Raw genomic sequence first — 14,122 nt, 5'->3', positions numbered from 1 at the left:
GGTTAACGAAAAAAGAGAATTGCTATCAAACAAGATGGCAAGTTCAAGCGTCCACAAGCATTTGATCAACAGCATCAAAGGATTGTGTTAAAATAGAGTTAAAACTAAGCCCTGATGTTAGGATTGCTGTCGACCATTGATCACCCCTTGCTGCCATTTCAGTTAAAGGTATTAAGAGAGGTCGGCATTAAAGACATTGTTGTATTTTTGGACCAAAAAACTTTTTCTAGCAAAAATTGGGCTATTTGGAATAGAAGAACGAATGGATACTTCAACCCTGCTCGAAGCCTAGAAAGAAGTTTTTCAAGTAATAAATATGGAAAATTGCCGTTTTATTTTGTTGAATCACACACTAGTGATGATGCAATAAATCTATACTCAAGCCTTGATATTCAAATGCTCTATAATGCTGGCACTCCAAGAAAACTAACTCAAGCTGTAATTGATTCAATACCGTTCGGGATCTTAAATGTTCATCCAGGAAAGTTGCCAGAGTACAGAGGATGTAGCTGTGTCGAATGGGCTATTTTGAATGATGACAAAATATACAACACAGTCCACTTAATGGATGCAGATTACGACAGTGGTCCAGTTCTAAATAGTGAGTGCTATGAATTTGAAAAACAATCATCCTACTGCGATATTAGAAATACTATTTATTCCAGGGGATGCCAACTGGCGGCAATTTCTCTGTCTAAAATACAAAACGGACAGATAATTAGCAATGACGCAACAGTGCAAAATGAAAAAGTAGCAAAGCTATGGGGACCCATGCCAAAGGAGCTTGAGCAAGAAGCTATCCAAAAAGCCAACGATGGCTTATATCGCTATCAACTTTAATAAATTTCTTACGGCTATGACAAGTAATTCAACAACAACCCCACTAGAACAATTGAGAGGAGCAAAGAAAAATAGTATCGCAGTGGTAGCTCATGATGCGGGGGCTGCAAGATTGCTGTTTAGCTGGCTGAAAGAGTTTGAGGATGAACTAGTATTTTGTGTAGACGGTCCAGCAAAGAAAATACTTGATTCTCAGAGATTCTCCTATTGCCAAGAACATAATTTAGAAAAATGTATAGCGAACAGTGAAATTGTCATAAGCGGAACCGGTTGGGCAAGTAATCTTGAATTTGAATCAAGATTACTTGCAAAAAAATACAGGATAAGGAGTATTGCTGTTATTGATCATTGGGTAGAATACTCCAAAAGATTTGAGAGAAATTCAATAACTGTGTTGCCAGATGAAATCTGGGTATCTGATGAAGTTGCATTTAATTTAGCAAGTAAAAAGTTCCCAAAAGCAATAATTCATCAACTTCCAAATGAATGGATGGAGGAACTGAAAATACAAGTCACTCAGTGGCGAAAAGGGGAAGCCACAAATAGACGAGCAATTACTACGTCAAGGTTGCTTTATCTTTCGGAGCCAATTAGAGACAGAACAACTGGAGAGCCGAACGGAGAAGAACTGAATGCTTTGGATTATTGGCTTCAATGCTTACCAAAGCTGATTGAGAAAGGCGTAATCAAGTGCGAAGAAAAAAAACCAGAGCTATTTTTGAGGTTGCATCCTTCTGAAAAACAGCATAAATATGATGATTGGATAAATAAAAATAAAGCAGATTGGGAGGTGTCGATCGTGAATCACCAGGATTTAGCCGAGAGCCTGGCTAAGTGTGATGTGGCATTTGGATGTGAGACCCAAGCGCTGGTTGCTGCGGTTGCGTGTGAGATACCTGTGTTCAGTACTGTTTTGCCACTAAATTTGCCGTGTAGGCTTCCTCATAAAGAGATTAAAGTTATAGCCGAGATGATTTAGACCGGCGTAAAGTTTTTGTCTACGTGCAGAGTGATTAACTGCCTGATCTGATCAATACTTAAAAAGTCTGAATTACTTCCTGAGTTGTACGAAAAGCCGCCATCGACCGGAATAGCCTGGTGCTTTGTTCCTTGATAAAATTCACTGCCGGTGAAGTTGGCAGGAATAATTGAGTAGTACTGACCTAGGTCGTACGTTGAGCAACTGTCTGCAAGAGTGATCATCTCTTCGTGTATTTTTTCTCCTGGACGAATCCCTGTTACAGGTTTTGAGCAGTTAGGGCCAATTGCTTCTGCTACGTCGGTAATACGATAGCTAGGTATTTTGGGGACAAGGATTTCACCACCTTTTGCATTTTTGAGAGACCATAAAACCATATTGACTCCGTCTTGAAGTGAAATATTGAATCTCGTCATTGCTTTGTCAGTAATAGGGAGAACTCCATTATTTGCGCATTTAAGAAAGAAGGGTATGACAGACCCTCGGGATCCCATTACATTGCCGTAACGAACAACAGAAAAGCGTAGATCCCTATCCCCTTTAATATTGTTGGCCGCAATGAAAAGTTTGTCTGAACAGAGTTTACTCGCACCATACAGGTTGATAGGAGCTGCTGCTTTGTCCGTGCTCAGCGCTACAAGCCGTTTGACATTCGATGATAAGCAAGCCTTAACTAAGTTATCTGCTCCAAGAACATTGGTTTTGATGAATTCCATCGGGTTGTATTCAGCCGCTGGAACTTGTTTAAGGGCTGCTGCGTGAACAACAATGTCGATGCCCTCAAGTGCCAAAGATAGTCTTGCTTCGTCTCTTATGTCTCCAAGGAAAAAACGTAATTGTGGGTATTTTTCTTGAGGGTATACTTGCTGGAGTTCCCATTGCTTTAACTCATCTCGGCTGTATATGACAATTCGTTGGATTTGGGGATATTCGTTTAAAACTTGCGCGATGAATGCTTTCCCGAAGCTTCCGGTTCCGCCAGTTATTAGTAGTCTTGACGAGGAATTAAATGTCATCCCATTAAGAGAAGTAAGGGAGCTTTTGTTTTTAGGCTCCCTCAGAAAGGTGGTTGTAGCAAATGCCTTAGCTCAGGAGAGCCTTGGCTTTATTCACAACATTATCAACGGTAAAGCCGAACTTCTCCATGCAGGTGCCGCCCGGAGCTGATGCACCAAAACGGTTCATGGTGACGCTGTCGCCATCGAGGCCGATGAAGCGGTGCCAGCCAAATGATTCGGCGGCTTCCACGACGATGCGCTTGCGAACAGAGCCGGGAAGAACTTCTTCTTTGTAGGCGTCACTCTGTTCGTCAAATAGTTCGACGCACGGCATGGAGACCACGCGCATTTTTTTGCCCTCGGCGCTGAGCTGTTTGGCGGCTTGCACGCAGAGGTCAAGTTCGGTTCCTGTACCGATCAGGATCAGATCGGGGGTTCCATCGCAGTCTTCGAGGATGTAACCACCCAGTGCCACTTTCTCAATCGAGGAATTGGCTTGATTGGCCATGCCTTGCCGGCTGAGGCACAGCGCACTGGGACGGTGACGATTGCCGATCGCCAGTTTGTAAGCGCCGCTCGTTTCGTTGCCGTCGCCGGGTCGGAACACCAGCAAGCCTGGCATGGCCCTCAATGAAGGGATGGTTTCTATCGGCTGGTGGGTGGGTCCGTCTTCGCCAACACCAATCGAGTCGTGGGTTAGCACGTAAATCACACCCAGTTCACTCAGTGCCGAGAGGCGCATCGAGCCGCGCATGTAGTCGGCGAAGACGAGGAAGGTGCCGCCGTAGGGGATCAGACCACTGTTGTGATAAGCGATGCCGTTGAGCACGGCTGCCATGGCGTGCTCCCTCACGCCAAAGTGCAGATACCGCTTTTCGGGGGTCTCTGGCTGGTAGGAACCTGTTTCACCCTTGATATCGGTGTAGTTGGAGTGGGTGAGGTCGGCAGATCCACCAATCAGCTCAGGCAGATTGGGGCCCAAGGCACCCAGACAGATCTGGGAATGCTTGCGGGTGGCCAGACCCTTGTCGTCTGCTGTGTAGGTAGGCAGATCCTTGTCCCAGCCTTGGGGAAGTTCGCCGCGCAGCATGCGCTCAAACTCGGCTGATTCCGCTGGGTACTTGGAGCGGTAAGTCGACAGGGTTTGGTTCCACTCCGCCTCCAGGCTTGCGCCGCGATCGATTGCCTGGCGGAACTGGTCGTACGCGTCTTGAGGCACTTCAAAGGGACCGTAGTTCCAGCCCAGTTGCTTGCGGGTCAGTTCCGTTTCTTCATCGCCCAAGGGAGCGCCGTGCACACCAGCGGTGTCGCTCTTATTGGGTGAGCCGAAACCGATTGTGGTTGTGATCTTGATGATCGAGGGTTTGTCGGTGACAGCTTTGGCAGCTTCGATGGCCTTGGCGATGGCATCAACATCGGTGTTGCCATCAGAAACGTGCTGCACGTGCCATCCATACGCCTCGTAGCGCTTGAGTACGTCCTCGGTGAAGGACACGTTCGTGCGGCCATCGATGGTGATGTGGTTGTCGTCGTAGAGGGCAATGAGTTTGCCCAGCTTCAGGTGGCCAGCTAAGGACGCTGCTTCGGAGGACACACCTTCCTGATTACAGCCGTCACCCATGATCACGTAGGTGAAGTGATCAACAACAGTGGCGTCGGGCTTGTTGAATTTCGCCGCAAGGTGAGATTCGGCGATGGCCAAACCCACAGCATTGGAGATGCCGGCACCCAGGGGGCCTGTGGTCACCTCAATGCCTGGGGTCTCAAAGGTTTCAGGGTGTCCAGGCGTCTTGGAGCCCCATTGCCGGAACTGTTTGATGTCATCGATCGAAACCGAGTCGTAGCCAGTGAGATGCAGCAATGCGTAAAGCAACATGCAGCCGTGCCCGGCTGATAGCACAAAGCGATCTCGGTTGAACCACTTCGGATTCTTCGGGTTGTGGTGCAGGAACTTGTCCCAGAGCGCGTACCCCATTGGGGCGCAACCCATGGGTAGACCTGGGTGGCCGCTCTTGGACTTGTTGATCGCATCAACGGCCAGCATGCGAATGCTGTTGATGCAGAGGGTGTCGAGAGATGCGGGCGCAGCGACCATGGCGTGAGGTTCGAGAAGCAGTAAGGAGTTGGATCAGTCTGAAACAGCATGGTCAGAGTCACCGGAGGTGAACCTGACATCAGGGGTTCAGTTCATGCGCTGGAAGGCAAGGCAGACGTTGTGGCCGCCGAAGCCGAACGAGTTGGATAACACTGTTTCCAGTGTGTGTTCGCGGGCAGAGTTGGGGACCACATCCAGGTCACAGTCGGGATCGGGATTGGTGTAATTGATGGTGGGGGGAACAACATTGTGCTGCAGCGCAAGTACGCAGGCCACGGCCTCGATGCCGCCGGAGCCACCCAAGAGATGTCCTGTCATCGATTTAGTGGAGCTCACAGGAATTTTGTTTGCGCGTTGGCCTAGTGCACTCTTTATCGCTGCGGTTTCGTTGCTGTCATTTGCTGGGGTACTGGTGCCGTGGGCATTGACGTAATCGATGCTGTCAGCACTGAGGCCTCCGTCTTCGATGGCCAGGCGCATAGCGGCCGCTCCACCAACACCACCGGGTGTTGGTGAGGTGATGTGGTGCGCATCACAGGTGGTTCCGTACCCAACGATTTCGGCCAGGATCGTGGCGCAGCGGGCCTTGGCGTGACTGAGGGTTTCAATCACCAACACGCCTGATCCTTCGCCGATCACAAAGCCGTCGCGTTCTTTGTCGAACGGTCGGCTGGCAGTTGCTGGATCATCGTTTCGGAACGACAGTGCCTTCGCACTGGCGAATCCGGCCACTCCCAGAGGAGTAATGGCGGACTCTGCGCCACCGCAGATCATGGCGTCGGCCTTGCCCATTTGCAGGAGGCGGAAGGCATCGCCGATTGCATTCGAACCCGCTGCACAGGCCGTGGCGACAGCTGAGCTTGGCCCTTTTGCTCCGAGGGCGATCGCCGCCAGGCCCGTGGCCATGTTGGGGATCATCATTGGCACCGTGAAGGGGCTGACTCGCCCCGGCCCCTTGCCCTCGAGCACATGGGCTTGGGTTTCCATCGTGAGTAGCCCGCCCACTCCAGAGCCAATGCTGACGCCGATCCGCTCGGCGTTGGCTTCGGTGATCTCCAGCCCTGCATGGGCAAGAGCCTGTTTGGCCGCGACAACACCGAATTTGCAGTATCGATCCCAGCGCTTCGCTTCCTTGGGCTCGATGAATCCCGTTGGATCGAAGTCCTTCACTTCTGCGGCAAATCGACAGGCGTGCTGAGAGGCATCAAACAATGAAATTGATGCCACCCCATTTCTTCCGGAGGTGAGACCGGACCAATAGTCGGAAACGCTATTGCCGATCGGTGTCACTGCGCCGAGGCCGGTGACCACGACGCGTTGGAGACCCTCAACCATGCTGCCGATCCTCAGGTCTGCTTGTCTTCGATGTACTTAACGGCGTCGCCGACGGTGGCGATGCCTTCAGCGGCTTCGTCTGGGATTTCGATGTCAAAGGCTTCTTCCAGTGCCATCACCAGCTCGACTGTGTCGAGTGAGTCGGCGCCGAGATCATTTTGGAAATTTGATTCGGGCTTGACTTCGCCGGCATCGACGCTGAGCTGCTCAGCCACGATCGAACGGACTTTTTCGAGGATCGCTTCCTGGGACATGGCCGTGAAGACGGGACGCCGCATCTTACGGGCTGGCCTCTGCGTTTCCAACTTTGGGCCTGAAGAACCACCTGGCGTTAACAACGGTGACGTCCGGGAGTGAGCTCGGCCTCACTGGCGCCAAGGCCCGGTACCTTGATTTGAAGTCACCTGTTCCTAGAGGGATTCATGTCCCACGCCGTCAAGATCTACGACACCTGCATCGGTTGCACTCAGTGTGTTCGTGCCTGTCCTCTGGATGTGCTCGAAATGGTGCCGTGGGATGGTTGTAAGGCCGGCCAAATTGCCTCTTCTCCACGTACGGAAGATTGTGTTGGTTGCAAGCGCTGTGAAACCGCATGCCCAACTGATTTCCTGAGCATTCGTGTCTACCTCGGTGATGAGACCACCCGAAGCATGGGCCTCGCATATTGATCGTCACGTTCGTTTTTTAGCTCAATAACCCATAAGCTCGGCCCGGCATCGCCGGGCTTTTTGTATGTGCGGAATCGTTGCGGTGATTGGTTCCAGAGAGGCAGCACCGATCCTGCTTGAAGGGCTGCGGCAGTTGGAATATCGCGGATATGACTCCGCTGGAATTGCCACGATTGAAACGTCGAAGAATGATGTAACTGCAAAGCTGCACTGCATTCGAGCCAAGGGCAAGCTCGTCAATCTCACCGAAAGGGTGGATCAGGATGGTGCGCCCGGTTTCTGTGGAATCGGCCATACCCGCTGGGCGACTCATGGCAAGCCGGAGGTGCACAACGCTCATCCCCATTGCGATGGTTCTGGTGATGTGGCCGTTGTGCAGAACGGCATTATCGAAAACTATCGGGCCCTGCGTGAAGAGCTCACGAGTGCAGGGGTGAGCTTCCGCTCAGACACCGATACCGAGGTGATCCCGCATCTCGTCTCCGCGGAGCTGCAGCTGCAGTGTGCCGCTGGCCAGCCTGCTGATGGCAACACGCTATTGCGATCTGTGCAGGCCGTGTTGCCAAGGCTTCAAGGTGCCTATGCCCTGGCGGTGTTGTGGGCAGAGGTCCCCGGGGCTCTTGTGGTGGCTCGTAGGGCGGCGCCTTTGCTGATCGGTTTGGGGGAGGGCGAATTTATCTGTGCCAGCGATACGCCTGCATTGGCTGGTTTCACCCGCACCGTCTTGCCTATGGATGACGGTGAGGTGGCATTGCTCAGCCCGCTTGGCATTGAGCTCTACAACGATGTCGGTGAGCGTCAGCAGCGCAGTCCGTCGCTGCTCAGCGGCCAGGAGCATGTGGCAGATAAGCGCCAATTCCGCCACTTCATGCTCAAGGAGATTCATGAGCAGCCGGAGACTGCACGTCTGTGGGTCGAGAGGCACCTGCCGTTGAATTTGCAAGCTGCCAACCCCGTGGCATTGCCTTTTGACGATGCGTTTTATACCGATATTGAACGCATACAGATCCTTGCCTGTGGGACGAGTCGACACGCGGCGCTTGTGGGAGCTCATCTGCTGGAGCAGTTCGCGGGAGTGCCAGCCAGTGTTCATTACGCCAGTGAGTTCCGCTATGCGCCCCCGCCGCTGGCTGCCAACACTCTCACGATTGGCGTTACCCAATCCGGTGAAACGGCTGATACCCTTGCGGCTCTGGCCATGGATGCTGATCGGCGGCGGATTCATGACGATCCTGCCTATGCCCCACGGCAGTTGGGCGTGACCAACAGGGTGGAGAGCTCTCTGGCTCGTCAGGTGCCCTACATCCTTGACATTGGTGCAGGAATCGAAGTGGGTGTTGCAGCCACGAAGACCTTCCTTGGCCAGCTTTTGGCGTTTTACGCCCTGTCCCTGGCCTTTGCATCGCGGCGCGGCACCCGCAGCGAAGTCGAGATCGCTGCCCTGGTGAATGAGCTGCGCGGTTTGCCTGATCAGCTCAGCGCCCTTGTGGAGCAGCACGACCAGTGTTCAGAGGCGATGGCCCATCGTTTCGCTGAAACCCAGGATGTGATTTTCCTTGGGCGTGGCATCAACTACCCGATCGCATTGGAAGGCGCACTCAAGCTCAAAGAAATTAGTTACATCCACGCGGAGGGTTACCCCGCAGGGGAGATGAAACATGGTCCGATTGCCTTGCTCGACAAGCATGTGCCGGTGATCTCGATTGCCGTACCAGGAGTGGTGTTCGAAAAAGTGCTCAGTAATGCCCAGGAGGCCAAGGCCCGCGATGCCCAGTTGATCGGTGTTGCCCCGATCTGCGCAGACACGGAGTTGTTTGATGAATTGCTTCCGGTTCCGCAGGTGAGCGAATGGATCAGCCCTTTGCTCACGGTGGTGCCGATGCAACTGCTCAGCTATCACATTGCGGCCCATCGAGGCCTGGATGTTGATCAGCCACGCAACTTGGCCAAGAGCGTCACTGTCGAGTGAGACCTTGTCGGCTGCCGTCGTAGCCAGCGCGTTTTCGCACTGCATGACACCAGCCTTTGTGCTCCAGATACCACTTCACAGTCGCTCTTAGTCCCTCTTGAATATTGTGACGGGGTTTCCAGCCAAGTTTCGCACTGATTAGAGAAGAATTAATTGCGTAGCGACGATCATGACCAGGGCGATCAGTGACTTTTGTGATTAGATTTGAGTGAGGCGAGTTCCATGGTTGGTGTTCATCTAATTGAGAGCAAATTGCGTGAACGATCTCTTTATTGGTTGTTTCTCCATGGCCTCCAATGCAGTAATTAGATCCTGCTTCGCCCCTGCAGGCTGCGAGCAGAAGAGCATCCACATGATCTTCAACATAGAGCCAGTCTCTAATATTGAGCCCATCACCGTATAGCGGGATTGACTCACCTTCAGCTCCTTTCAGCGTCACCAATGGGATTAGCTTTTCAGGGAATTGCCAGGGGCCGTAATTGTTGGAGCAGTTGGTCATCACGACTGGCAGGCCGAACGTGTGGTGCCAGGCATTTACCAAATGGTCGCTGGCTGCCTTGCTGGCTGAGTACGGACTGCGAGGGTCGTAAGCAGTGGCTTCTGAAAAGCTGCCTGTGGCGCCTAAGGAGCCGAAGACCTCATCAGTGCTGATGTGATGGAAGCGAAATTGCTTTCTGCGTTGGCCTTCGAGGCTGTCGTAATGGCTGAGAACCGCTTGGAGGATGTTGTACGTGCCATTGATATTGCTTTGGATAAAAACGCCCGGCTCTGAAATCGAGCGGTCAACATGGCTTTCTGCCGCCAGGTGCATCACTAGATCCGGGTCAGCAGCTTCCACAGCTGCGTCCACTGCCATTTGATCGCTCAGATCGAGTTTCTGAAGCTGATGTCTTGTATGTGAAGTCGGACCCAAATCAGCCAGCACGGCCTCGATTGAGTCGAGATTGCTGGCATAGCCCATTTTGTCCAGGTTGAAGACCGTCGCATCTGTTTTCTGAAGGAGGCGACGAACAACTGCACCTCCAATGAAACCGGCACCTCCTGTTACCAGAATGCGACTACGTCCTTTAAGGAGCTCTGCCTCAGTAGGCATGGAAGTAGCGCTCATTTCAAAAAGTCAGGCGATTTTGAAGGTCTGACTAGTACGGCCGTAAATGTCGTCAAACCGCACGATGTCGTCTTCTCCCAGGTACGCGCCGCTTTGGACCTCGATGAGTTCCACGGGGATCCGACCGGGATTGGTTAGCCGGTGTTTGCAACCCAGGGGGATGTATGTGCTCTGATTCTCTCCAACAAGCTGTGTCTCATCATCACGCTCGACTACAGCCGTGCCGCTGACAACGATCCAGTGCTCGGCACGATGGTGATGCATCTGTAGCGAAAGGCTCGCACCGGGTTTCACAGAGATGCGCTTGACCTGCCAGCGGCTGTCTTCCACAACACTGGTGTAATGGCCCCAGGGGCGATAAATCTTGCGATGCGCTTTTCCTTCACGACTGCCGTCAGCTTCCAGTTGTTTCACGATGGTCTTGACGTTCTGAGCCTGGCTGCGATCTGCGATTAACACCGCGTCGTCAGTTTCGACCACTACCAGATTCTCGACACCTAGGCCCACCACCAGACGGTGTTCACTTCTCAGATAGCAGTTGCGGCTGCCCTCACTGATCACCCGTCCACGTAAAACGTTGCCATCTTCATCCCGCTCAGCTGTATCCCAGAGAGCGCTCCAGCTCCCGACGTCACTCCATCCTGCTGAGAGGGGTAGGACGGAACCCAGTTGTGTCTTCTCCATCACGGCAACATCAATGGCAATGCTGGGGCATTTCGCAAATGCCTCGCGCTCAAGGCGCAGGAAATCCAGGTCTTCCACATCCTGTTCGAGGGCGGCTCGACAACAGCTCACTACCTCCGGTGCCAGTCGTTCCAGCTCCGCCAGCATTGCGCTGGCCTTAAAGAGGAACATGCCGCTGTTCCAAGTGAATCGACCACTTGCCAAAAACTGTTTGGCGGTGGCCTGGTCAGGTTTTTCAACAAATCTGGCAATCGCCAGTGGCGTCAAGGCACTGCCATCGAGCGATTCTGACGCTTCGATGTAGCCATAACCGGTTTCCGGTGCCGTCGGAACAATTCCGAAAGTTACCAGTCGTCCTTCCTCTGCTGCGATGCGACCAGCATCAATGGCAGCTCGGAAACGATCGGCATCCTTGATCACATGATCAGCCGCGAGCACGAGAAGTAAGGGGTCCTCCCCACGTGCGGTTGCCTGTAGGGCTGCCACGGCCACGGCAGGTGCGGTGTTGCGCCCCATCGGTTCAAGAAGGATTGCGTTGGGTTCGATTCCGATCTGGCGCATCTGCTCTGCGACGATGAATCGATGGTCTTCATTGCAGATCAGCAGCGGGGAGTCCAGCCCTTCGATGCCCTCCAGCCTCTGTTGGGTCTGCTGAAGCAGGGTTTCGTCGCCTTTTCCTCCTAATGCCCAGTATTGCTTTGGATAACTTGCCCGAGATAGAGGCCAGAGACGCGTGCCCGTACCACCGCAAAGGATCACCGGAATCAGAGGAGTAGTCACGGCACACGCATGGTGATTTATTCCCATTGTTGCGCAGCTGATCAAGTGCTGTAGCTACCTGGCAACTAGAGGTCGAGTAATCCTGGTGGGGGTGTCAGCAGCAACCAGCCCTCCTCAAGGTGGACCTCTGGAACGATTGCATCTACAAAGGGAATCAGCAGTTTGCGGCCATCACTGCGGCTGATTTCCAGTAGGTCGTTGCCGCCGCTGATCAGATCGCTCACGGTGCCGACAGCATCGCTGTCGTTTGCATTCAGACGGGCTTCCAGACCCACCAGATCGAGTAGGTGGAACTCTCCCTCCTCCAGTTCGGGTCTGTCGTTGGAACTCACCAGAAGCGTCTGGCCCACTAAAGCTTCAGCAGCGGATCTGTTCTCGATCCCCTTGAAGCGCACGATGAACAGACTTCTGCCAGGAAGTTGCCGACCGCTGGTCAGCATCATTTCCTGTGGTGTTGTCCCTTTGCGCTGAAGCCAACGAAGCCCTGGTTTGGTGAAGCGCTCGGGAAAATCACTTGCTGGGTTAACGCGAAGCTCACCGCCTAGTCCCTGAGCGCCCACGACCGTGCCAACGGCCAGCCACTCTTCGTCAGCTGATGCTGTCTGGAAATTTGAGTCTGAGGCCACGGATGACAGCTCTTGAGGCACTTGTCGATAATGGCTCCACGACTGACTGCGATTTCATGGCTTCCGCCGCTCCAATCCTTCCCGGTGCCACGGTGACGGTGGTGGATCAGCGTTCCATTTACAACGGCTACACCGGTTTCGTGCAGCGCATCAGTGGGGACCGGGCTGCCGTGTTGTTTGAAGGTGGCAACTGGGACAAGCTCGTCACCCTGCGCCTCAAAGATCTCAGCGCCGACTGACACCGATGGAGCTCGCTCTGCTCCAGCGGCTCCGGCGAGTCGCTCTTGACTCCGATACCCGTCTGGGCAGGGTCTACAACCTGGTGATTTTCGGCACGATGCTGCTCAGCATTGCAGGACTCCTGGATGAACCGCATCCGATGTGCGTGGCAATGCCTGGCGAGATCCCTTCCTGGATGCACACGCTTGAGCGCTTCTGCCTGTTGGTGTTCATGGCGGATTATGCGCTCACCTCTGGTCTACGCGCGAAGCTTGTAAGGGCTGATTGATCTTTCGGTCGTCCTGATTTTTTCGAGCCTCAGATCCGCAGCGGCCTGGTTCTTTGGATCTTCAAGTTCGCCCCTGTGCTGCGCGTGTTCAAGCTGCTGCGATTCATCGATGAGGCGCAGATGTTGATCCGTGCACTGCGGGCCAGTGCGCGCAGTACTGGCGTGTTTCTGTTTTTTGTAGTGATGGCGTAGGTGGTGCTGGGTTATTTGCTGGTGTTGATCGAGAGCGGTCATCCCAACATCCAGTTTTAGACCGTTGGTCAGGGCGTGTATTGGGCCATCGTGACCATGACCACCGTTGGTTACGGCGATTTCGTGCCACAGATCGTGCTTGGTCGCTTGCTGGCGGGGGTGGTGATGTTGCTTTGATTCGGGATCATCGCCATCCCCACTGGAATTGTCACGTTGGAATCGATTTAGTAGGCCCGGCAAGACAGGCGTGCCTGCCAAATCTGCGGTCATCGCGATCAGTGTGGGACTGAGTTGCAGGGCTCCGCTCAGCTGCAAGTCAGCTGATCCAGGGCTGCGCGGGCGGCCTGCTGTTCTGCCTCACGCCGTGAGCGGCCCCATCCTTCCGCTGCCAGTTTTGGCGGCAGTGTCACTCTGCAGCGAAAGCGGCGCGGGTCACCATGTCGTTGGTTCATCTCTTCGCTGCTGTAGGCGGGCAGGCCCATGCCCTTACCCTGACTCCACTCTTGCAGGGCGGATTTGCAGTTGCCGCGGTGCGGGTCAGAGAGAACCGCTTCAGCGCTGCGCTGCCAGTAGGGCGTCAGCCATTGCTGCACGGCAGTCAGACCATTGATCCTGTACAGCGCGCCGATCAGGGCTTCGCTGAGTTCTGCGCGGATGGTGCCTGCAGCTGTGGCGTCGCCGCTTGCTTTTGGACCGATCTGCCACCAGCGCTCGATCTCAATTGTTGAACCCAGCTCCGCCAACCAGCGGTCACTCACTAGTTGGGCCCTGAGGCTGGAGCGTTCGCCCACGGGCATGAGCGGATAGGCGGAGGCGATGAATTCACTGGCGGTGAGACGCAATACCGCATCACCGAGAAACTCCAGCTGCTCGTGATGAGGATTTAGACCGCTGGAAGTGTGGGTGAGGGCTTCCTGCAGCAGTGCCTTATCACTCTTTTCGAGGGGCTTGGAAGGCTGGTTTAGAGCATCCCAGAGCTGCTGCATTGGCCTCTGTTCTTGATTCATTTTCTTTGATTCGTTTGTTGCTACCTGATTGACTGCGGGAAGATTCTGCATTCCTGAAAAGTTTTAGGCTGTTGAGTTTTTAATTCAGATGTCCTTCCATTTTCATTCAATACTCTAATTTTCTAGGCTGTCTGAGCTATGGACCAATCGTTTTATTCTAATACTGAGCGAGGTGAAGATGGTTTGACTCTAAAATGGACATTGTTGTGTGATTTGTGTTAGATTGCTGTACGCGCTTGCGAAAAGCTTGGCTTTTAAAGAAGGTCAAAGTGTTGAATTATTTTTCAATTTCTATCCAATAAGCTCTGAAGCTTGCAAAGGTTATTGTTGATA

General features: G+C 53.3%; 15 protein-coding genes. 7 read left to right on the top strand and 8 right to left on the bottom strand.

Features of this window, described 5'->3' with window-relative positions:
- The first annotated feature begins 114 nt into the window (after positions 1-114).
- Positions 115-840, top strand: coding sequence for a formyltransferase family protein (locus DXY37_RS12775; RefSeq protein ID WP_115126995.1), 726 nt, complete (start codon positions 115-117; stop codon positions 838-840).
- Positions 815-1,819, top strand: coding sequence for a hypothetical protein (locus tag DXY37_RS12770; protein WP_136975618.1), 1,005 nt, complete (start codon positions 815-817; stop codon positions 1,817-1,819). The genes DXY37_RS12775 and DXY37_RS12770 overlap by 26 nt, the downstream gene beginning before the upstream one ends.
- Here DXY37_RS12770 and pseB read toward each other — a convergent pair.
- From pseB to acpP, 4 genes are all read right to left on the bottom strand, one after another.
- Positions 1,816-2,835, bottom strand: coding sequence for a UDP-N-acetylglucosamine 4,6-dehydratase (inverting) (pseB, locus tag DXY37_RS12765; protein WP_115126993.1), 1,020 nt, complete (start codon positions 2,833-2,835; stop codon positions 1,816-1,818). The genes DXY37_RS12770 and pseB overlap by 4 nt on opposite strands.
- Positions 2,836-2,902: 67 nt before the next feature.
- Complete coding sequence (tkt, locus tag DXY37_RS12760) at positions 2,903-4,912, bottom strand: transketolase (RefSeq protein WP_115126992.1); 2,010 nt, start codon at positions 4,910-4,912, stop codon at positions 2,903-2,905.
- Positions 4,913-4,999: 87 nt separating this feature from the next.
- Positions 5,000-6,247 carry a beta-ketoacyl-ACP synthase II gene (gene fabF / locus DXY37_RS12755; RefSeq protein ID WP_115126991.1) on the bottom strand — a complete coding sequence of 416 codons (1,248 nt, stop codon included), beginning with the start codon at positions 6,245-6,247 and terminating at the stop codon, positions 5,000-5,002.
- 11 nt (positions 6,248-6,258) lie between these two features.
- On the bottom strand, positions 6,259-6,501 hold the full coding sequence (acpP, locus tag DXY37_RS12750) for an acyl carrier protein (protein ID WP_115127060.1): 243 nt from the start codon (positions 6,499-6,501) through the stop codon (positions 6,259-6,261).
- Between the two features lie 168 nt (positions 6,502-6,669).
- Here acpP and psaC point away from each other — a divergent pair, with 168 nt between their 5' ends.
- Positions 6,670-6,915: a photosystem I iron-sulfur center protein PsaC gene (psaC, locus tag DXY37_RS12745; RefSeq protein ID WP_006850103.1), complete on the top strand. Its 246-nt coding sequence runs from the start codon at positions 6,670-6,672 to the stop codon at positions 6,913-6,915.
- A gap of 64 nt (positions 6,916-6,979) precedes the next feature.
- Positions 6,980-8,884: a glutamine--fructose-6-phosphate transaminase (isomerizing) gene (gene glmS / locus DXY37_RS12740; RefSeq protein WP_115126990.1), complete on the top strand. Its 1,905-nt coding sequence runs from the start codon at positions 6,980-6,982 to the stop codon at positions 8,882-8,884.
- Here the strand turns inward: glmS and rfbB are convergent.
- From rfbB to rimM, 3 genes are all read right to left on the bottom strand, one after another.
- Positions 8,871-9,977 (bottom strand): dTDP-glucose 4,6-dehydratase, encoded by a 1,107-nt coding sequence (gene rfbB / locus DXY37_RS12735; RefSeq protein WP_115126989.1) that lies wholly within the window; start codon positions 9,975-9,977, stop codon positions 8,871-8,873. The genes glmS and rfbB overlap by 14 nt on opposite strands.
- 24 nt (positions 9,978-10,001) lie before the next feature.
- On the bottom strand, positions 10,002-11,456 hold the full coding sequence (locus DXY37_RS12730; protein ID WP_305791079.1) for a mannose-1-phosphate guanylyltransferase/mannose-6-phosphate isomerase: 1,455 nt from the start codon (positions 11,454-11,456) through the stop codon (positions 10,002-10,004).
- Between the two features lie 65 nt (positions 11,457-11,521).
- A complete protein-coding gene (rimM, locus tag DXY37_RS12725) occupies positions 11,522-12,091 on the bottom strand; it encodes a ribosome maturation factor RimM (RefSeq protein WP_115127059.1) in 570 nt (189 codons plus the stop codon).
- A gap of 47 nt (positions 12,092-12,138) precedes the next feature.
- Between rimM and DXY37_RS12720 the strand changes: the two genes are divergently transcribed.
- The 3 genes from DXY37_RS12720 to DXY37_RS13820 all read left to right on the top strand — a co-directional run bounded on the left by DXY37_RS12720 (position 12,139) and on the right by DXY37_RS13820 (position 12,959).
- Positions 12,139-12,321, top strand: a complete 183-nt coding sequence (locus tag DXY37_RS12720; protein ID WP_066910270.1) for an NAD(P)H dehydrogenase subunit NdhS — start codon at positions 12,139-12,141, stop codon at positions 12,319-12,321.
- A 5-nt stretch (positions 12,322-12,326) separates the two neighbouring features.
- Positions 12,327-12,590 carry a hypothetical protein gene (locus DXY37_RS13825; protein ID WP_371638208.1) on the top strand — a complete coding sequence of 88 codons (264 nt, stop codon included), beginning with the start codon at positions 12,327-12,329 and terminating at the stop codon, positions 12,588-12,590.
- 267 nt (positions 12,591-12,857) lie between these two features.
- Positions 12,858-12,959, top strand: coding sequence for an ion channel (locus DXY37_RS13820; RefSeq protein ID WP_371638206.1), 102 nt, complete (start codon positions 12,858-12,860; stop codon positions 12,957-12,959).
- A 128-nt stretch (positions 12,960-13,087) separates the two neighbouring features.
- On the opposite strand, the gene rnc is transcribed toward DXY37_RS13820, so the two are convergent.
- Complete coding sequence (gene rnc, locus DXY37_RS12710) at positions 13,088-13,789, bottom strand: ribonuclease III (RefSeq protein WP_244277154.1); 702 nt, start codon at positions 13,787-13,789, stop codon at positions 13,088-13,090.
- Positions 13,790-14,122 lie beyond the last annotated feature (333 nt).

The organism is Synechococcus sp. GEYO (genome assembly GCF_900473955.1).
Taxonomy (GTDB): Bacteria; Cyanobacteriota; Cyanobacteriia; order PCC-6307; family Cyanobiaceae; genus Synechococcus_C.
Note: the sequence above shows the minus strand (reverse complement) of the source record. Positions and strands in the feature narration are given on the sequence as shown.

What these genes read in the sequence shown, in the direction of transcription:
- DXY37_RS12775 (WP_115126995.1), top strand. Translation starts at nt 115, where the DNA reads ATGTTAGGATTGCTGTCGACCATTGATCACCCCTTGCTGCCATTTCAG.
- DXY37_RS12770 (WP_136975618.1), top strand. Translation starts at nt 815, where the DNA reads ATGGCTTATATCGCTATCAACTTTAATAAATTTCTTACGGCTATGACA.
- pseB (WP_115126993.1), bottom strand. Translation starts at nt 2,835, where the DNA reads ATGACATTTAATTCCTCGTCAAGACTACTAATAACTGGCGGAACCGGA.
- tkt (WP_115126992.1), bottom strand. Translation starts at nt 4,912, where the DNA reads ATGGTCGCTGCGCCCGCATCTCTCGACACCCTCTGCATCAACAGCATT.
- fabF (WP_115126991.1), bottom strand. Translation starts at nt 6,247, where the DNA reads ATGGTTGAGGGTCTCCAACGCGTCGTGGTCACCGGCCTCGGCGCAGTG.
- acpP (WP_115127060.1), bottom strand. Translation starts at nt 6,501, where the DNA reads ATGTCCCAGGAAGCGATCCTCGAAAAAGTCCGTTCGATCGTGGCTGAG.
- psaC (WP_006850103.1), top strand. Translation starts at nt 6,670, where the DNA reads ATGTCCCACGCCGTCAAGATCTACGACACCTGCATCGGTTGCACTCAG.
- glmS (WP_115126990.1), top strand. Translation starts at nt 6,980, where the DNA reads ATGTGCGGAATCGTTGCGGTGATTGGTTCCAGAGAGGCAGCACCGATC.
- rfbB (WP_115126989.1), bottom strand. Translation starts at nt 9,977, where the DNA reads ATGCCTACTGAGGCAGAGCTCCTTAAAGGACGTAGTCGCATTCTGGTA.
- DXY37_RS12720 (WP_066910270.1), top strand. Translation starts at nt 12,139, where the DNA reads ATGGCTTCCGCCGCTCCAATCCTTCCCGGTGCCACGGTGACGGTGGTG.
- DXY37_RS13825 (WP_371638208.1), top strand. Translation starts at nt 12,327, where the DNA reads ATGGAGCTCGCTCTGCTCCAGCGGCTCCGGCGAGTCGCTCTTGACTCC.
- rnc (WP_244277154.1), bottom strand. Translation starts at nt 13,789, where the DNA reads ATGAATCAAGAACAGAGGCCAATGCAGCAGCTCTGGGATGCTCTAAAC.